17 protein-coding genes and 1 pseudogene are annotated in these 17,520 nt (G+C 68.5%); 6 read left to right on the forward strand and 12 right to left on the reverse strand.

What is annotated here, in order from left to right; all coding sequences use genetic code 11:
- A pseudogene (locus BVI061214_RS13900) lies at positions 1–204 on the forward strand (IS200/IS605 family accessory protein TnpB-related protein); the annotation flags it as partial.
- Here the strand turns inward: BVI061214_RS13900 and BVI061214_RS14225 are convergent.
- Entirely contained in the window at positions 185–268 is an 84-nt protein-coding gene (locus tag BVI061214_RS14225) for a cation-transporting P-type ATPase (RefSeq protein WP_428843233.1), read from the reverse strand. The pseudogene BVI061214_RS13900 and the gene BVI061214_RS14225 sit on opposite strands and share 20 nt — an antisense overlap.
- 135 nt (positions 269–403) lie before the next feature.
- On the opposite strand from BVI061214_RS14225, the gene BVI061214_RS10605 reads away from it, so the two are divergent.
- Both BVI061214_RS10605 and BVI061214_RS10610 read left to right on the forward strand, forming a co-directional pair.
- On the forward strand, positions 404–970 hold the full coding sequence (locus BVI061214_RS10605; RefSeq protein ID WP_053768351.1) for a thioredoxin family protein: 567 nt from the start codon (positions 404–406) through the stop codon (positions 968–970).
- A 42-nt stretch (positions 971–1,012) separates the two neighbouring features.
- Entirely contained in the window at positions 1,013–1,945 is a 933-nt protein-coding gene (locus BVI061214_RS10610; protein ID WP_053768656.1) for an NAD-dependent epimerase/dehydratase family protein, read from the forward strand.
- 207 nt (positions 1,946–2,152) lie between these two features.
- On the opposite strand, the gene BVI061214_RS10615 is transcribed toward BVI061214_RS10610, so the two are convergent.
- The 5 genes from BVI061214_RS10615 to coaE are packed head-to-tail and all read right to left on the reverse strand — an operon-like array spanning position 2,153 to position 5,822.
- Positions 2,153–3,577, reverse strand: coding sequence for a lyase family protein (locus BVI061214_RS10615; RefSeq protein WP_053768352.1), 1,425 nt, complete (start codon positions 3,575–3,577; stop codon positions 2,153–2,155).
- A 9-nt stretch (positions 3,578–3,586) separates the two neighbouring features.
- Entirely contained in the window at positions 3,587–4,126 is a 540-nt protein-coding gene (locus BVI061214_RS10620; RefSeq protein WP_003048244.1) for a glycerol-3-phosphate acyltransferase, read from the reverse strand.
- On the reverse strand, positions 4,123–4,530 hold the full coding sequence (locus tag BVI061214_RS10625) for a SufE family protein (RefSeq protein WP_053768353.1): 408 nt from the start codon (positions 4,528–4,530) through the stop codon (positions 4,123–4,125). Before BVI061214_RS10625 ends, BVI061214_RS10620 begins: the two co-directional genes overlap by 4 nt.
- 9 nt (positions 4,531–4,539) lie before the next feature.
- A complete protein-coding gene (locus tag BVI061214_RS10630; protein WP_053768354.1) occupies positions 4,540–5,223 on the reverse strand; it encodes an SDR family oxidoreductase in 684 nt (227 codons plus the stop codon).
- Complete coding sequence (gene coaE, locus BVI061214_RS10635) at positions 5,220–5,822, reverse strand: dephospho-CoA kinase (protein ID WP_053768355.1); 603 nt, start codon at positions 5,820–5,822, stop codon at positions 5,220–5,222. The genes BVI061214_RS10630 and coaE overlap by 4 nt, the downstream gene beginning before the upstream one ends.
- Between coaE and BVI061214_RS10640 the strand changes: the two genes are divergently transcribed.
- Positions 5,802–7,118, forward strand: a complete 1,317-nt coding sequence (locus BVI061214_RS10640) for an HDIG domain-containing metalloprotein (protein ID WP_053768356.1) — start codon at positions 5,802–5,804, stop codon at positions 7,116–7,118. The genes coaE and BVI061214_RS10640 overlap by 21 nt on opposite strands.
- Complete coding sequence (gene amrB, locus BVI061214_RS10645) at positions 7,072–8,184, forward strand: AmmeMemoRadiSam system protein B (protein ID WP_053768357.1); 1,113 nt, start codon at positions 7,072–7,074, stop codon at positions 8,182–8,184. The genes BVI061214_RS10640 and amrB overlap by 47 nt, the downstream gene beginning before the upstream one ends.
- A 6-nt stretch (positions 8,185–8,190) precedes the next feature.
- On the opposite strand, the gene rnr is transcribed toward amrB, so the two are convergent.
- From rnr to glmM, 5 genes are read right to left on the reverse strand one after another with little or no spacing between them, the layout of a single operon-like run.
- A complete protein-coding gene (gene rnr, locus BVI061214_RS10650; RefSeq protein ID WP_053768358.1) occupies positions 8,191–10,398 on the reverse strand; it encodes a ribonuclease R in 2,208 nt (735 codons plus the stop codon).
- A gap of 1 nt (position 10,399) precedes the next feature.
- Complete coding sequence (locus tag BVI061214_RS10655; protein WP_053768359.1) at positions 10,400–11,644, reverse strand: aspartate aminotransferase family protein; 1,245 nt, start codon at positions 11,642–11,644, stop codon at positions 10,400–10,402.
- A gap of 9 nt (positions 11,645–11,653) precedes the next feature.
- Complete coding sequence (locus BVI061214_RS10660) at positions 11,654–12,052, reverse strand: acyl-CoA thioesterase (RefSeq protein WP_053768360.1); 399 nt, start codon at positions 12,050–12,052, stop codon at positions 11,654–11,656.
- On the reverse strand, positions 12,034–12,318 hold the full coding sequence (locus BVI061214_RS10665; protein WP_053768361.1) for a ribosome-binding factor A: 285 nt from the start codon (positions 12,316–12,318) through the stop codon (positions 12,034–12,036). Before BVI061214_RS10665 ends, BVI061214_RS10660 begins: the two co-directional genes overlap by 19 nt.
- 9 nt (positions 12,319–12,327) lie before the next feature.
- Positions 12,328–13,629, reverse strand: a complete 1,302-nt coding sequence (gene glmM / locus BVI061214_RS10670; RefSeq protein ID WP_053768657.1) for a phosphoglucosamine mutase — start codon at positions 13,627–13,629, stop codon at positions 12,328–12,330.
- 87 nt (positions 13,630–13,716) lie between these two features.
- Here glmM and BVI061214_RS10675 point away from each other — a divergent pair, with 87 nt between their 5' ends.
- Complete coding sequence (locus BVI061214_RS10675; RefSeq protein ID WP_053768362.1) at positions 13,717–14,904, forward strand: ATP-binding protein; 1,188 nt, start codon at positions 13,717–13,719, stop codon at positions 14,902–14,904.
- A gap of 116 nt (positions 14,905–15,020) precedes the next feature.
- Here BVI061214_RS10675 and polA read toward each other — a convergent pair whose 3' ends face one another.
- Complete coding sequence (gene polA, locus BVI061214_RS10680) at positions 15,021–17,519, reverse strand: DNA polymerase I (RefSeq protein ID WP_156303260.1); 2,499 nt, start codon at positions 17,517–17,519, stop codon at positions 15,021–15,023.
- Position 17,520: the final 1 nt, after the last annotated feature.

Consider the following 17,520-nt stretch of genomic DNA (forward strand, 5'->3'; position numbering starts at 1 on the left):
GTAACCAAGGGAAGGAACCCCTCCGGCGCCTATCCCTGGCGGGTCCTGAGGGTAGGCCTTTTCCTTCCCCTTCTCGGGCTTGAGGTGCCCAGGGACCTTTCTCCCCTCAAGCCCATCCTGCACGGATCGTGGAAGGGGTGGAAGATAGGCTCAGGTCCTCATCCTGGTGGAGGGCCGGAGTGCGCTAATGTGCACTTTTGCTAACCAGGGCGTTGGGCCCGTATTCCTGGAGCCTCTTCCTGGCTTCTTCGGAGGAAAGCCCGCGCACGAAGGCAATATACCCGATGGGCCACGGGCCGAGTACCCCGCCTGCGAGGACCCCAAAGAACCGCCGAGGCTCGGTGAAGGGTTTTGGTGGGTTTTGGTATGGAAGGAGCGAGGGGCGGCCACCTATACTAAGGCCATGCTCCAGTACCCCGAGCTTCCCCTGGAAAGCCCCCTCATAGACGCCGAGCTTCCCGACCCCCGGGGCGGGCGCTACCGCCTCTCCCAGTTCCAAGAGCCCCTTCTCGCCGTGGTCTTCATGTGCAACCACTGCCCCTACGTCAAGGGCTCCATCCGGGAGCTGGTGGACCTGGCCGAGGCCTACCGGGGCCAGGTGGCCTTCGTGGGCATCAACCCCAACGACTACGCGCGCTACCCCGAGGACAGCCCCGAGGGCATGGTGGCCTTCGCAAGGGAGCACGGCATCTTTTTCCCCTACCTTCTGGACGAGACCCAGGAGGTGGCCAAGGCCTACCGGGCCCTCCGCACCCCCGAGGTCTTCCTCTTTGACGAGCGGAGGCTCCTCCGCTACCACGGGCGGGTCAACGACAACCCCAAGTTTCCCGACCAGGTCCAAAGCCACGACCTGAAGGCCGCCATAGAGGCCCTCCTCCGGGGAGAAGAGCCTCCTCTAAAGGAGGCTCCGGCCATCGGGTGCACTATCAAGTGGCGGCCCGGCAACGAGCCCGAGGTCAAGATCGGCTGAGGCTGTGGTAGACTCCCTCCGGGCTTGGGCCCGGAGGTGAAGATGCGCGTACTGATCACGGGCGGCGCCGGCTTCATCGGGAGCCACATCGCCGAGGCCCTTCTGCGGGAGGGCCTCGAGGTGGCGGTATTGGACAACCTCTCCACGGGCAAGCGGGAAAACGTCCCCCCGGGGGTCCCCTTCTACCAGGTGGACCTGAGGGACGGGGAAGGGGTGGAGCGGGTCTTCCGGGAGTTCCGCCCCACCCACGTCTCCCACCAGGCAGCCCAGGCCTCGGTCAAGGTGAGCGTGGAGGACCCCCTTCTGGACTTCGCCGTGAACCTGGTGGGGGGGATGAACCTCCTGGAGGCCTGCCGGAGGCACGGCGTGGAGAAGCTGGTCTTCGCCTCCACCGGCGGGGCCATCTACGGGGAGGTGCCCGAGGGGGAGGCCGCCGAGGAGACCTGGCCCCCCAGGCCCAAAAGCCCCTACGCCGCCAGCAAGGCGGCCTTTGAGGGGTACCTCTCCGCCTACGGGCAGAACTACGGCCTCAAGTGGGTCTCCTTGCGCTACGGCAACGTCTACGGGCCCAGGCAGGACCCCCACGGGGAGGCGGGGGTGGTGGCCATCTTCGCCGAGCGGGTCCTTAAAGGGGAGCCCGTGACCCTCTACGCCAGGAGGACCCCGGGGGACGAAGGGTGCGTGCGGGACTACGTTTATGTGGGCGACGTGGCCGAGGCCCACACCCTGGCCCTTTTGAGCCTCGAGGGGGTCTACAACGTGGGCACCGGGGAGGGGCACACCACCCTCGAGGTCCTAAAGGCCGTGGCCGAGGCCGCCCTTAGGACCCCGGAGGTGCGCCACGCCCCACCGCGCCCCGGGGACCTGGAAAGGAGCGTCCTCTCCCCCCTTAAGCTCATGGCCCACGGCTGGCGGCCGCGGGTGGGCTTCCGGGAGGGGATCCGCCTTACCGTGGAACACTTCCGGGGGCGTTGACCTACCCCACCCCGGTATTCCACAATGAACCCCATGCGCGTGCGCTTCTTCAACCCAGCCTGGTTCGCCACCGTCATGGGGGGAAGCGGGGTGGCCCTGGCCCTCAAGCCTTTCGGGCTGGTCTTCCCCCTGGCCGCCTTCACCCTGGGCACCCGGGCCCTAGCCGAGGGGTTGGAGAACCGGGTCTTCGCCCTCCTCTCCTGGGAGCTACTTCTGGCGCTCCTTTCCTTCTACCTGCCCCTTCTCCTCCGCACCCTCCTGGCCTTCCTCCGGTTGGAGGTGCTGCAGCCAGCGCCGGGCCAGGCGCACCCGGGCCCTCAGGCCCGCTAGGGCCTTCTGGTCCTCCTTCAGCCGCCTCTTGGCCCGGGAAAGGGCCTGGGCCCTGGCCTTAGGCCCCACCCCGCCCAGGACCTCCCTTCGGGCCAAGAAGGCGGGGAGGCTCATCCAGGCCAAAAGCTCCTCCCTGTCCACCCCCAGGAGCTCGGGCCTGAGGCCGGGAAGGGCCCCCCGGACCCGGCGGTGGGCCTCGGGCAGGGGAATGCCCTTCCGCACCAGGAGGTCCGCGGCCTCGGAGGCCAGGACCTCGGGGGAGAGCTCCTCCATGAGGGCCTCCTGGACGAAGGCCCCCTCCTCCAAAGCGGCCCGGGTGAGCTCCAAGGCCGCCTCCCCCGCCTCCAAAGCGGCGGCCAGAGGCTCCAAGACCCCGGTGGAGTGGTCGTTGAGGTCGGTGAAGGGGGTGTTGTGGTTGAGGAAGGCCAAGGCCTCGAGGCTCCCCATAAGCCTGCCGGCGTAGATGCGGGCGTGCTCCAAGACCACGGGGTTTTGCTTCTGGGGCATGAAGCTGGACCCCTGGGAAAGCCTTTCCCCCACAAGGAAGGCCCCCCGGCCCGCCCAGAAGAGGAGGTCGGTGAGGAGGCGGGAAAGGCTCGCCCCTAGGGCCTGCAAAGCGGCGGCCAGCTCCAGGGCGTAGTCCCCGGAGGCCACCGCGTCCAGGGTGTTCTCCACCGGGCCCTCAAAGCCCAGGAGGGCCGCCAGGCGCCTTCGGTCCACGGGGTAGGGGCACCCCGCCAGAGCGCTGGCCCCCAAGGGCGAGCGGTTCACGTTGCTGAGGGCCCGGAAAAGCCGCTCGGTGTCCCGGGAGAGGAGGCTTTCCACGCCCAGGAGGTAGTGGTCCAGGGTGGAGGGCTGGGCGGGGCGGTGGTGGGTGTGGAGGACCACAACCACCCCCTCCACCCGCGCCGCCAGGCGCAAAACGGCCCGCCGCAGGCGGAGGAGGTCCCCCAGAAGGGCCAGGGTCCGGTCCCTGAGGTAGGCCCGGAAGACGGTCAGGTCCAGGTCGTTGCGGGAAAGCCCCCGGCGCACCGCCCCCGCCACCTCCTCCCCCCAGTGCTCGGCGAGCTGGGCCTGGATGGAGAAGAAGACGTCCTCCACCTCCCCGGTGAAGCTGGGCAGGGGCAGGGTGCGGAGCTCCCTCAGGGCGGCCACCGCCTCCTTGGCGTGGGGCAGGCCCAGGCGGGCAAGCTCCAGGGCATAGGCGGTGAGGGCGTCAAAGAAGTGGGGGACCAGGGCCTCCCGGGCCAGGCGGTAGTGCCGGGCCAGGACCCAGCGGCGGAAGACCCCGTGCCAGCCCATGCCCCTAGGCTATCGGTTCCAGTCCTTCAGGTGGCGGAAGGCCACGGGAAGCCCCACCCCCAGGCCGAAGAGGAGGTGGGCCGCCGTCTTCCCCAGCATGGCCGCCAGGAGGGGCATGGCCAAGGCCACCGCGAAGACCGCCCGGTAAGGCCTCCGGAAGAGGGCGGTGAGGAGGGCAAAGAGGGCGAGGGCCCATAGGAGGAGCCTGGGGTCCACGGCCAGGAGGACCCCCGCCCCGGGGGCCAGGGCCTTGCCGCCCCGGAAGAGGAGCCAGGGGGAGAAGGCGTGCCCCCACACCGCCCCCACGCCCCCCAGAAGCCCCCCCAAAGGACTTCCGGAAACCCCTTCCCCCACCGCCACCGCCAGAGCCCCCTTGAAGAGGTCCAGAAGGAGGACGAGAAGCCCGGGGACGGGCCCCAGGAGGCGAAAGGCGTTCAGGGCCCCGGGGTTGCCCGAGCCCTCCTTTAGGAGGTCCTTTCCCCTCAAGGCCCCAAACCAGTAGGCCACGGGCAGGCTTCCCAGAAAATAGCCCAGGAGGAAGGGGGTCATGAAAGGGCGCGGCGCACCTGGTCCTGAAGCCGCAAGAGGGCGGCCTCGAGGCCCCGAAGCCGCAAGGGGGTAAAGAGCTCCTCCAGCCCCGAGCCCCGGTAAAAGGTGGGGGGAAGGGCTAGGACCGCTTCCGGGGATTCGCCCTCGAGGCCTTCTTTTAAGAGGCCGGCGAAGGCCTTCACCGTGGGGGCCTCGTCGGGCACGGCGAAGTGGAGGTGGACCCTCCCCTCCCGCACCTCCGCCTTTAGGGCGAAGGGGGTCTGGCACTCGGGCACGGGCTCCAGGGCCAGGCCTTCGGGGGGTGGGGGCACCTTTTTGGCGTAGTCCAGGAGGACCTGGGCCTTAAGCTCCCTGGGCAGGGAGCGGAAGAGGGCTAAGGCCTCCTCTAGGCGCTTGGGCATCATCCCCTAAGCTTACCCCCTGCCGGGCCGGGTGGGCCGGATCTCTATCTCGCTCAAAAGGGCCCTCTCCGGCATCTCCAGGGCGAAGAGGATGGCCCGGGCCACGTCCTCGGGGGCGAGCTTCCAGCCCTCCCCCACCGGGCTCCCGGCGAAGCCGGTGTCCACGGAGCCGGGCAGGACGTTCACCACCCGCACCCCCATCTCCCGTAGCTCCAGCATGGCGGCCCCCATGAGGCCCAAGAGGCCGAACTTGCTGGCGTTGTAGGCGGCCCCGCCCTTGAAGGCGTTCTTGCCCGCCAGGCTCCCCACGTTGACCACCACGCCCCGGGAGCGCAGGAGGAGGGGAAGGGCGGCCTTGAGGCCCAGGAAGGGGCCCATGAGGTTCACCTCCAAGACCTCCCGCACCTCCTCCTCGGAAAGCTCCACCACCGGCTTCATGATGCCGATGCCGGCGTTGTTGATGAGGGCGAAAAGCCCGCCGAAGGCCTCCTCCATCCTTCCTACGGCCCTTTCCCAGTCCTCCCGCCGCCGCACGTCGCCGACGATGGGCAAGGCCCCGGGGAGTTCCCGGGCCAGGGCCTCCAGCCTGGCCCCGTTCCGGGCGAGAAGCCCCACCCCATAGCCCCTGGCGTGGAGGAGCCGGGCCGTGGCCTCGCCGATGCCCCGGCTGGCCCCGCTGATGAGCGCCGCCTTCATACCCCCAGGATAGCCCGGATCTCCCCAAGAAGGGCCTGGACCCGGGCCCTCAGGTCCTCCAGGCTCCCCCGGTTCTCCAGGACCCAGGTCGCCCGCTTGCGCTTCTCCTCCTCGGGCATCTGGGCCCTCTCCCGGGCCAGAACCTCCTCCCGGGAAAGCCCCGAGCGCACCATGGCCCGCTTCAGGCGCTCCTCCAGGGGGGCCGCCACCAGGATGGTGCCCTGAAGCCTTCCCTCCCAGCCCTTCTCAAAGAGGAGGGGGATCTCCACGAAGACCAGGGGGGCCTCGAGGCGGGAAAGTTCTTCCTCAAGAAGCCTGCGCACCTCGGGGTGAATCAGTTCTTCCAGGGCCCTTAGCCTCTGCGGGTCCGAGAAAACCAGTTGGGCGAGCCGCCTCCGGTCCAGCTCCTCGCCCAAGAAGGCCTCGGGGAAGAGGGCCTTGAGCTCGGCCTTTTTGAGCTCACGGGCCCTTTCGGCCAGCAGGTCAGCGTCCAGGACGGGGTAGCCCATCTCCCGGAGGAAGGCCGCCACCGTGCTCTTGCCGCTTCCGATGTTGCCGGTTAGGCCGATAATGATGGGGTGCTTCGCCTGATCGCCCATAGGGACTTCCCCTTTTATACCCCCAAGGGGGTCATCCCCGTGGGGGGGGCGCTAAGGGACCTCCTCCTGGGCCGAAGGCCCCTGGACCTGGACTTCGCCGCACTGGACCCGCAAAAAGCGGCGGAGGAGGCCAAAGGGCGCTACGGGGGCACCCTCTTTCCCCTGGACCCGGAGAGGGGCCACTACCGCCTGGTCGCAGGGGCCCTCACCCTGGACTTCACCCCCCTCGAGGGGAGCCCCGAAGAGGACCTCCTGCGGCGGGACTACCGGGTAAACGCCCTCCTCTGGCTCAAGGGCAGGGTCTTCGGCCTGCCGGGGGCGGAGGAGGACCTCGGGAAGCGCCTTCTCGTCCCCGTGCGGGAGGAAAACCTGTACGCCGACCACCTAAGAAGCCTAAGGGGGGTGCGCTTGAGCACCACTCTGGGCCTGGGCCTCCCTCCGGAAACCAGGAGGGCCCTCGCCCGCCACGCCCGCTTCCTCCAGGAAAACCCCTCCGCCCTCCCCGCCCGGGAGCGGGTGCGGGAGGAACTGGCCAAGCTCCTCCTCAGCAAAAGGGCTCCTTTTGGCCTTCGCCTCCTGGAGCGGACGGGGCTTCTAGGGGTCTACCTCCCGGAGCTCACCCACCTGGTGGGCCTCCACCAGGGCGGGGTCCACCACCTCCCGGCCTGGGAGCACACCCTTTCCGTCCTCTTCCACCTCCTCTGGCTCTTTCCTGAGGCTCCCCTCGAGGCCCGCCTGGCCGCCCTCTACCACGATGCCGGCAAGCCCTTGACCCGCCGCTATGACCCCGAGGTGGGCCTCTACCGCTTCTTCGGCCACGCCGAGGTGGGGGCGGAAATGGCCAAAGCGGCCCTCTTTTGGCTCTGCTTCCCCAAGGAGGTGGTGGAGAAGGCGGCCCACCTGGTGCGCCGCCACATGGACCGCCCCCCCGAGGGGACCAAGGCCCTCCGCCGCTTCTACTTCAAGCGAAGGGACCTCCTCCCCGCCCTCCCCTACCTGATGGCGGCGGACCGCCTCGCGGCCAAGGGGGTGGAGGCCGAGGCCTGGCCCCTCCTCGAGGCCTTTCGGGAAGCCCTGAAGACGCCCCTCCCCCAGGAGCCCCTCCTCTCCGGGGAGGAGGTCATGGCCCTTCTGGGCCTGAGGCCCGGCCCCCTGGTGGGGGAGGCCCTCAAGGCGCTCCTGGAGGCCCAGGCGGAGGGGAGTGTAGCGAGCCGGGAAGAGGCCAGGCGCTTTCTCCTATATTGGAGGGATGGAAGGACGGCTCAGGCTACGCCAGCCCCAGATCACCCCGGTTGAGGGCGGGTTTCTCCTCACCGACCCCTACGGGGTTTACGAGAAGCCCTTAGCCCTCACCGAAGGGGGCCTCTTCCTCCTCCCCCTAATGGAGGGGAGGACCCTGGAGGAGGTCCAGGAGGAGGTCTTCAAGGCCCACGGGGTCTTGGTGCCCAGGAAGGAGCTGGAAGAGCTCGTGAAAGCCCTGGAGGAAGCGGGCCTCCTCCTCACCGAGAAAGTGCAGGAAAGGCTCAGGGAAGAAGAGGCCAAGCTCAAAAGGGAAAGGCCCATGCGCCTGGCGGGCCTCTCCTACCCCCAAGGGGAGAAGGAAGCCCGGGCCTTCCTGGAGGCCTTCCGGGCCGCCTACCCCGGCGAGGGGAAGGAAGCGGAGGTCCTCCTCCTCCCCCACCTGGAGCCCGCCCGCATCCCCGAGGCCTACGGGGCGGCTTTGGCCGTTTTGGAGAGGACCCGGGAGCCCGAGCGCATCTACCTGGTGGGGGTGGCCCACAGGCCCCTGGAGGCGAAGGCGGCCGCCCTCCCCGTCCCCTTCCACACCCCCTTTGGCCCCATGGAGCCCGACCTCCCCGCCCTCCAGGCCCTGGACGCCCTCCTCCCCTACGAGCTCTTCAACACCCCCCTGGCCTTCCGGGAGGAGCATAGCCTAGAGCTTCCCCTCTTCTTCCTGAAGGGGCGATACCCAAAGGCCCGCCTCGTCCCCCTGCTGGTGGGAAGACGGGGCCCGGAGCTGGGGGAGGCCCTCAGGGTGGTCCTCAAGGACCACCCCGGCCTGGTGGTCCTGGCCGTGGACCTCTCCCACGTGGGCCCCAGGTTCGGGGACGAGCCCCTGAGCCGCCCCCTGGCGGAGGAGGCCAGGCGGCGGGACCTGGGCTTTCTGGAGCGGCTCGCCCAGGGGGAGCCCGAGGCCGCCTTGGCCTTCCTAGGGGAAAACCCCACCCGCATAGACGCCACCGAGGTGGTGGGAAGCCTCGCCCCCCTTCTCCGGGGCAGGCGCGGGGAGGTCCTGGCCCACCGCCTGGACCTCGAGGCCCCCACCTTAAGCGCGGTGGGGGCCGGAACCTTGGCCTTTTAAGTACCCCTAGCGCCGCCTTTTGCGGCGGGGGCGGGTCTTTTCCGGGCGGTTCTCCTTAGGCTGCCACTCGCCGAAGTAGATGGTGTTGACCGTGGCCCGCTCGGGACGGGTGTCCCGGGCCCGGTCCTTGGGGGGTCCGACCACTTTCCTCATGTCCACCTCCTCTTCTTTCCTCTTCGTGGATGCCTCCACGTAGGGCACCAGGTCAATCTGCCTGAGCCTGGGGTTGGCGGCGGCGATGACCACCTCCATCTCGTCCCCCAAGCGGATCCTCTTCCCTTTGGGGCCCAGGAGGGCCATGGCCTCCTCGCTGTAGGTGTAGGGCCCCAGGGCCTCGAGGCGCACAAGCCCCTCCACCCCGTTTCTTAGCATGACGAAGGCCCCGAAGCCCGCCACCCCGGTCACCTTCCCCTTGAAGCGCTCCCCCAGGTGGAGCTCGGCCCACTTGGCCATGTAGTACTTGGTGAGCTCCCTCTCGGCGGCCTCGGCCTTGCGCTCCATCTCCGAGGCGTGCTCAGCGATGGCGGGGAACTGGGAAAACCACGTGGCCTTCCGCTTCTCCGTCAGGGTGCGCCGCATGGAGGCCCTTAAGACCCGGTGGACCACCAGGTCCGGGTAGCGGCGGATGGGGCTCGTGAAGTGCAGGTAGTGCTCCATGGCCAGGCCGAAGTGGCCCAGGTTCTCCGGGGCGTAGCGGGCAAGCCTGAGGGAACGGAGAACCAGGTTAGCCACCACGGGCTCCTCGGGGCGGCCCTTGGCCTCGAGGAGAACCTTCTGCAGGGCCTTGGCCGAGACCTTCTCCGGCAGGGTGTAGCCGAGGCGCTGTAGGGCCTGGCGAAGCTTGCCGTAGGCCTCCTCCAGGGGCTCCTCGTGGACCCGGAAAAGCCCGGGAAGCCCCCGCTTGACCAGGTGCTCGGCCACCAGCCGGTTGGCGAGGAGCATGAGCTCCTCAATGAGGCTCCGGGCCCGGGGCTCCTCCTGGGGGATGAGGCGCAGGGTGCCCCCCTCCACCTCCACCTTCACCTCGGGGAAGCTGAAGTCCAAAGAGCCCTCCTTCAGGCGCTTTTCCCGCATCCTCTGGGTGAGGTCCAGAAGAAGGCTCAGGTCCTCGGCTAAGAAGGCGTGGGCCTCGGGGAGGCCAAACCCCTCGGCGAAGGCCTCCACCTCGGTGTAGGTAAGGCGGGCCACGCTCCTGATGACCCCCTCGGCGAAGCGGACCCTCTTGACCTCCAGGTCCTCGCCGAGGTCCACCAGGACCGAGAGGACGAGGCGGTCCTCGTGGGGCTTCAGGGAGCAGACCCCGTTGGAAAGCCTCTCGGGGAGCATGGGGAGGACCCGGCCCGGCAGGTAGACGCTGGTGCCCCGCAAGAAGGCCTCCTGGTCCAGGGGGCTTCCCTCCTTCACGTAGAAGGAGACGTCGGCGATGTGGACGCCCACCCGGTAGCCCTTGGGGAGGCGCTCTATGTGGATGGCGTCGTCAAAGTCCTTGGCGTCCACCCCGTCAATGGTGAAGACCCGAAGGGCGCGGAAGTCCTGCCGCCTCCTTAGCTCCTCCTCGGGGATGGCCAGGGGGATGGCCTCGGCCTCCTTTAAGACCTCCTCTGGGAACTCGGCCCGGAGGCCGTACTTGGCGATGACGGCCTCGGTCTCCGTCTCCGGGGCGTCCCCTTCGCCCAGATACTCCAGGAAGACCCCGTAGGGGCGCTTCTCGTAATGGACCTGGACCACGATGCGGCTTCCCCGCTTGAGGCCCTCCAGGCCTTCGGGGAGAAGCCTTAGCTCGGGGAGGCCCGGCTCGTCGGGGATGAGGACGGCGTACCCCCGCCTATAGTCCAAGGTGCCCACCACCCGCTCCCTGGCCCGCTTTAAGACCCGCTCCACCACCCCAAAGGGCCTTCCGTCCCGGCCCGGGGGCATGACCCGGGCCTCCACCAGGTCGTCGGGCCAGGCGTCCCCCGTGTACCCCGGGGGGATGAAGAGGTCCTTCTCGGGCAGGCGCACGAAGCCGTACCCGTCCCGGTGCAGGCTGATGGGGCCCTGGACCCGGCTTGGGAGAAAGTACTGGCTCCCCTTCTTCTCCAAAAGCCCTTCCCGAACCAGGGCCTTCAGGTAGGCCTTGGCCTCCCTTTTGGAAAGCCCAAAGCGGTGGAGGATCTCCTCCAGCCGGTGGGGCTTGCCGGTTTTCTTGAAAAACTCCAGTAAGGTTTCCCGCATTTTATCCTAAGAGGCCCTCGAGGGCCTTCTCCGTGGCCTCAAGGCTTTCGGAAAAGGCCGAAAGGGCCTCGTCCACGTGCTCCCGGCCGATGATCAGGGGGGGCTCCAGGCGCACCACCTTGGGGTTGTTGAGGCCGAAGGCGGTGATGACCCCCCGCTCGGCCAGCTCGGCCACCACCAGGGCCCCGATGTCGGCGTCGGTGAACTCCACCCCAAGCATCAGCCCCCGGCCCCGCACGTCCTCTATGAGGTGGGGGTACCGGGCCTTTAGGGCCTTAAGCCCCTCCATGAGGAGGCCCCCCATCTCCAGGGCCCTCCTGGGCAGGTCCTCCTCCAGGGTGACCTCTATGGCCGCCAAGGCCGCCGCCGCCGCCAGGGGGTTGCCGCCGAAGGTGGAGGAGTGGAAGAGGGGGTTCTGCCTGAAGATCTCAAAGACCTCCCGCCGCCCCACGCAGGCCCCGATGGGCATGACCCCGCCCCCCAGGGCCTTGGCCAGGGTCATGAGGTCGGGGGCCACGCCCTCCCAGTCCACCCCAAAGAGCCTGCCGGTGCGGCCCAGGCCGGTCTGGACCTCGTCGGCGATCATGAGGACCCCCCGCTTGCGGGTGATCTCCCGCACCCCCCGGAGGTAGCCCTCGGGAGGCACCCGGATCCCCCCTTCCCCCTGGATGGGCTCCACGATGACGGCGGCCGTATCCCCGTCTATGGCGGCCTCGAGGGCCTCGAGGTCCCCATAGGGGACCACCTTGACGCCGGGGAGGAGGGGCCTGGCCGGGTCCTGGTACTGGGGCCTGGGGGTGAGGGAGAGGGCCCCCATGGTCTTGCCGTGGAAGCCCCCCTCGGTGGTGATGATCCCCGGCTTGCCGGTGTAGGCCCGGGCCAGCTTGATGGCGGCCTCCACCGCCTCGGCCCCGGAGTTGCCGAAGAAGACCATCTCCAGGCCCTCGGGGGTGATCTCGGCCAGCTTGGCCGCCAGCCTGGCCGTGGGCTCGGAGACCAGGACCCGCACCGACATGGGCATGCGGGCCAGCTGGGCCATCACCGCCTCCACCACCTTGGGGTGGCGGTGGCCCAGGTTCAGGGCGCCGTAAAGGCCAAGAAAGTCCAGGTAGCGCTTGCCGGTGGTGTCCCAGACGTAGGGCCCCTCGGCGTGGGATTCCACCCGGTCCAGACCGGTGAAGCGGAGGAGGCCGGCGAGCCCTGGGTTGATGTGGCGCTCAAAGAGGGAGAAGGGGGAAAGGTCCATGCCGCTACGCTACCCTAAGTGTAGCACACGCAAGGCCTTCAGGATGTCCTCGGGGATGCGGGCGGCCCGCCCGCCCACCTGGCAGAGGTGGCGGGTGAACCCCTCGGCGAGGAGGGCCTCCCCCCGCAAAACCCGGTAGCGGAAGAGGAGGGCCCGGGAGGAAACCTCCGCCAGGCGGGTCCGGACCTCCACCACCTCGCCGAAGCGGGCGGGGCTCCGGAAGGTGAGGCCCAGCTCCACCACAGGGAAGTACACCCCCCTGGCCTCCACCAGGTGGTAGGGAAGCCCCGCCTCCTCCAGAAACTCCACCCGGGCGACCTCCAGGTAAACGGCGTAGACCGAGTGGTGGACCACCCCCATCTGGTCCGTCTCCGCGTAGCGCACCTTGATCAGGGTTCGGGATTCCACGGCAGAAACGCCAGACGGGGCAGGCGCCTCAAGCGCACCCGCCGCCCCAAAGCGCTGGCAAGCCGCCTCTCGGCGTGGGCCAGGGCCTCGAGGGCCCCCTCCTGGTCCCGGAAGGCCTCCACGTAGACCGAAAGCAGGCCGCCGTCCGGGGAGAGGCGGGCGGCCTCCACGGTGAGGAGGAAGAGCCTAGGGTCCTCCAGGGCCTGGATCTCCTCCGCCAAAATCCGCCTAAGCCGCTCCTCCAGGTGGGCCTTCCCGTAGCTCACGCCCCCAGCTTACCCCCGGGCCAGGGCCTCCACCACCCGGGCCAGCTCCTGGGCCACCGCCTCCGCGCCCTCCTCGGCCTCCACCATGACCCGGATCAGGGGCTCGGTGCCCGAGGGGCGCACGCTCACCCGGCCCCGGCCCGCAAGCCGCCTCGTTGCCTCCTCTATGGCCGCCTTGAGCCTGGGGTCCTCCATGACCCGCGCCTTGTCCTCCACCCGCACGTTAAGGAGGACCTGGGGGTACATGGGAAGCCGCTCGTACCATTCGGAGAGGTCGCCCCCTAGGCGCTTCAGGGCCTCCAGGGTGAGGAGGGCGGAAAGGAGCCCGTCCCCCGTGGTGTGGTGGCGGCGGAAGATGACGTGGCCCGAGGGCTCCCCCCCGAGGTGAAGGCCCTTCTCCTTCAGCATTTCCAGAACGTAGCGGTCCCCCACCTGGGCCCGGTGGAAGGCGAGGCCCCGCTCCCGGAGGGCCACCTCGAGGCCCATGTTGCTCATGACCGTGCCCACCACCCCGGGCTCGCCGAAGGCCAAAGCGGTGAGGTAGAGGATGTGGTCCCCGTGGAAAAGCCGCCCCTTGCGGTCAATGAACTGGACCCGGTCCCCGTCGCCGTCAAAGGCGATGCCCAGGTCCAGCCCTAGCTCCACCACGAAGCGGGAAAGGGCCTCGGGGTGGGTGGAGCCGCACCCCTTGTTGATGTTCCTGCCGTCGGGCGTGTTGAAGAAGGCCATGACCTCGGCCCCCGCCCTCTGGAAGACCTTGGGGCCCACCCGGTAGGTGGCTCCGTGGGCCAGGTCCAGGCCCATCTTCAGGCCCGTGAGGTCCGGGGCGTGTTCCAGGAGGAAGTCCATGTACATGCGCTCGGCCTCGCGGAAGTCCCCCACGGTGCCGATGCCCCGGGTAGGGTGAGCCTCGTCCAGAAGCGCCTCTATGGCCTCCTCGGCCTCGTCGGGGAGCTTCTCCCCCGAGGGGCCGAAGAACTTGATGCCGTTGTCCTGGTAGGGGTTGTGGCTGGCGGAGATCATGGCCCCGGCGGTGGCCCCCAGGCGGCGGGTGAGGTGGGCCACCCCCGGGGTGGGCAGGACCCCCAGGTGCTCCACCCGTACCCCCTGGCTCATGAGGCCCGCCGCCAACGCGGCCTCCAAGAGGTCCGAGGACTCCCGGGTGTCCTTGGCCAGGAGGACCACGGGCCTAGGGCTTTCCTGGCGGAAGTAGGCCCCCGCCGCCTGGCCTAACCTCAGGACGAACTCCGGGGTCAGGGGGGGCTTGCCCGCCTCCCCCCGCACCCCGTCGGTGCCGAAGTAGCGCCTCACGGCGGCCACTATACCAGGGCCCGGGGGACAGGTGGCGAGGTTTTTCGCGGCTTGATTTACTAAGCACACTGAGTAAAAATACTTACTGTGCTGAGCAAAAACACCTTTACCCGTCCCCAAGCCCAGGAACTGCTAAGGCGGCTCAAGGCGCCCCGCCACCTGCTGCAGGTGGTCCTAGGCCCCAGGCAGGTGGGCAAGACCACCCTGGCCCTACAGGTGGCCCAGACCTCCGGCCTTCCCTACCACTACGCCTCCGCCGATGAACCCACCCTCAAGGAAGCCCCCTGGCTGGAAACCCAGTGGACCCTGGCCCGCCGCCTGGCCCAGACGGGGGAAGCCCTCCTGGTCTTGGACGAAGTCCAGAAGGCGTTGGGCTGGTCGGAGACCCTAAAGCGCCTCTGGGACGAGGACACCCTCCAGGGCCTCCCCCTCAAGGTGGTCCTCTTAGGTTCCTCTCCCCTACTCCTGCAGAAGGGCCTTTCGGAAAGCCTTGCTGGCCGCTTTGAGGTCCTTCGCCTCCCCCACTGGACCTTTTACGAGATGGAGCGGGCCTTCGGGTACGCCCTCCCCGAGTACCTTTACTTCGGGGGGTACCCGGGCACGGCCCCCTTGCGGGGGGAACCGGAGAGGTTCGCCCGCTACATCAAAGACGCCCTTCTGGAGACCACCCTGGGACGCGATATCCTGCTCCACGCTCGGGTGGAGAAACCCGCCCTCCTAAGACGGGTTTTGGAGCTCGGCCTCCTCTACAGCGGCCAGGTGCTCTCCTACACAAAGATGCTGGGGCAACTCCAGGATGCCGGGAACACGGTGACCCTGGCCCATTACTTGGAGCTCCTAGGAGGGGCGGGCCTCCTAGCCGCCCTGCAGAAGTACGCCGCCGAGCCCTTCCGGCGCCGCGCCTCGAGCCCCAAGCTCCTGGCCCTTAATACGGGGCTCATCACGGCGGTCTTGGGGCTTTCCCCAAAGGAGGTGTGGGCGGACGCCGCCCTCATGGGGCGGCTCGTGGAAACCGCCGTGGGCGCCCACCTTCTGGCCCACGCCCCCCACGGGGGCTTTGAGGTGTACTACTGGCGGGAAAGGGACCAGGAGGTTGACTTCGTCTTGAAGAAGGGAAGGCGCCTTCTGGCTTTGGAGGTCAAAAGCGCCCCTTCCCAAAGGACCAAAGGGCTAAAAGCCTTCACCCAGGCCTTTGGAGGAAAGGGGCTACTCCTGGGCCCAGGGGGTATCCCCCTGGAAGCCTTCCTTCGGGAGGACCCCCTGGCCTTTCTTTAGGGCAAAAAACCCTCATACCCTTGTTTCCTGTTTCCTTCGGCCCACCATGCCTGGTAACTTCCCCAGAAACCTTTTGCCGGGGCCCCCATGCTGGCTTGGGCCAGCATGGGGTGGTATCACTCCTTGGCGGAGAGCCAGTCCTCCCCTATCCCCACCTCCACCTCCAGGGGCACGGCCAGGGGATACACCCCCTCCATGACCTCCTTGGCCAGCCGGGCCACGGCCTCCGCCCTCTCTTTTGGGGCCTCGAGGACCAGCTCGTCGTGGACCTGAAGGAGCATCCTGGCCCCCATTTCCTCCAGCCTGGGGAAGAGCTTCACCATAGCCAGCTTCATGAGGTCGGCGGCGGTGCCCTGGACGGGCATGTTGAAGGCCATGCGCTCGGCCGCCTCCCGCACGCTCTTCACCCGGGCCTCTAGGTCTGGCACGTAGCGGCGGCGGCCGAAGAGGGTCTCCACGTACCCCCGCCTCCTGCCCTCCTCCAGGGTCTTCTCAATCCAGGCCCGCACCTTGGGGAAGCTCTGAAAGTAGCGCTCAATGAAGGCCTGGGCCTCCTCGTAAGGGATGGCTAGCTCCTGGGAGAGGCGGTGGGCCGACATGCCGTAGAGGACCCCGAAGTTGATGGTCTTGGCCGCCCGGCGCATCAGGGGGTCCACGGCCTCCCGGGGGACGCCGAACATCCAGCTGGCGGTCTCCGTGTGGATGTCCCGCCCCTCCTGGAAGACCCGGATCAGGTTCTCGTCGCCGGAGAGGTGGGCCAGCACCCTGAGCTCTATCTGGCTATAGTCCAGGGCCACCAATAGCCACCCCTCCTCGGCGATGAAGGCCCGGCGGATCCTCTGCCCAAGCGGGGTGCGGACGGGGATGTTCTGGAGGTTGGGATCGGAGCTACTTAGCCTGCCCGTGGCCGTGGCCGTCTGGTTGAAGCGGGTGTGGAGGCGGCCCGTCCTGGGGTGGATGAGGTCCGGCAAGGGGTCAATGTAGGTGCTCTTCAGCTTGGTGAGCTCCCGGTACTGCAGGATCTTCTCCACGATGGGGTGGGCCTCGCGGAGGGCCTCCAGGACGGCGGCGCTGGTGGAGCGCTTGCCGGTCTTCTCCGTCTTGCCGATGGCGGGAAGCCCTAGCTCGTCAAAGAGGACCCTTTCCAGCTGGTCCCGGGAGTTGAGGTTGAAGGGGTGGCCGGCCAGGCGGAAGACCTCGGCCTCGAGGCGGGCGATCTCCTCGGCCACCTCCAGGGACAAGGCCCTGAGATAGGCCACGTCCAGGCGCACCCCCGTGGCCTCCATGTGGGCCAGGACAGCGGAAAGGGGCCTCTCCACCTCCCGGTAAAGCCAAAGGAGCCTCTCCTCCCCCTCAAGCCTCCCCCACAGGTTGGCGAAGAGCCTCTCGGAAAGGGCGGCCCGCTCCCCCGCCTCCTCCGTCCACTCCCCGCCGTAGCGCCGGGCCACCCCCTCGGGGGGGGTGTTGGAAGGGTCCAGGAGGTAGGCGAGGAGCATGGGGTCGTCGCCGGGCGGGAGGCCAAGGCCTTCCCTCAGGGCCAGAACGCTCAGGTCTTTGGCGAGAAGCCCCCGCGCCTCCTTCAGGTCCCTGAGGGCTTTATAAGGCTCGGGGGCCCGGTGGACCCGGCCCCCCCTGGCGGCGGCCAGGGCCAGAAGATCGGCCCACATGGGCTCCTTGCGGGAAAGCACAAAGCCCACGAAGGCCCCTTCCGGCGGGGGCCAGGGGGCCTCCTCCAGGGCCTTGGGGCTTTCCAGAAGGCCGAACTCGTGGAGGAGGCTGCCAAACTCAAGCCTCTCCAGAAAGGCCCTAAGCCTCTCCCGGTCGGGCTCCCGCCTTTTGGCGAAGTCCACCTCCAGGGGCAGGTCGGTGCGCACCTTGGCCAGGTCCCAGGAGAGCTTCAGATCGTCCATGTGGGCCAGGATCTTCTCCCGGATGGCGGGCTTCAGCCGGTCCAGGTTCTTGAGGAGGGCTTCCAGGCTCCCCCACTCCTCCAGAAGCTTCCTCGCCGTCTTCTCCCCGATGCCCTTGACCCCGGGAAGGTTGTCGGACTCGTCCCCGGTCAGGGCCCGGTAGTCGGCCCACTGGTCGGGCCTCAGGCCGTACTTTTCCCAAAGCCAGGCCGGGGTGATGAGGTACCCCTCGGGGTGGAGGACGTGGATGCGGTCGGAAAGGAGCTGGTAAAGGTCTTTGTCGGCGGTGAGGATGCGGACCTCGTAGCCCTCCTTTTCCGCCTTCTTGGCCAGGCTGGCCAGGACGTCGTCCGCCTCGTAGCCCGGGACCTCGAGGCGCGCCAGCCCCAGGAGGTCCACCAGCTCCTTGATGAGGGCGAGTTGCCGGGGAAAGTCCTCCGGCGTGGGGGCCCGGCCCGCCTTGTACCCCCCGTAGGCCTCGTGGCGGAAGGAGGGGGCCTTGGCGTCAAAGACCACGATCACCGCGTCCCCGTCCTCCTTGAGGGCCTTGAGGAGGCTCTTGGCGAAGCCGTAGACCGCCTGCACCGGCTCCCCCCGGCTGGTGGTGAGGCCCTTCAGGGCGTGGAAGGTGCGGTAGGCCAGGTGGTGGCCGTCCACCAGGAGGACCCGGCCCTTGGGCTCAAAGAGGGGCAGCATCCCCCTCATG

The sequence above is a fragment of the Thermus aquaticus genome, assembly GCF_001280255.1.
Taxonomy (GTDB): Bacteria; Deinococcota; Deinococci; order Deinococcales; family Thermaceae; genus Thermus; species Thermus aquaticus.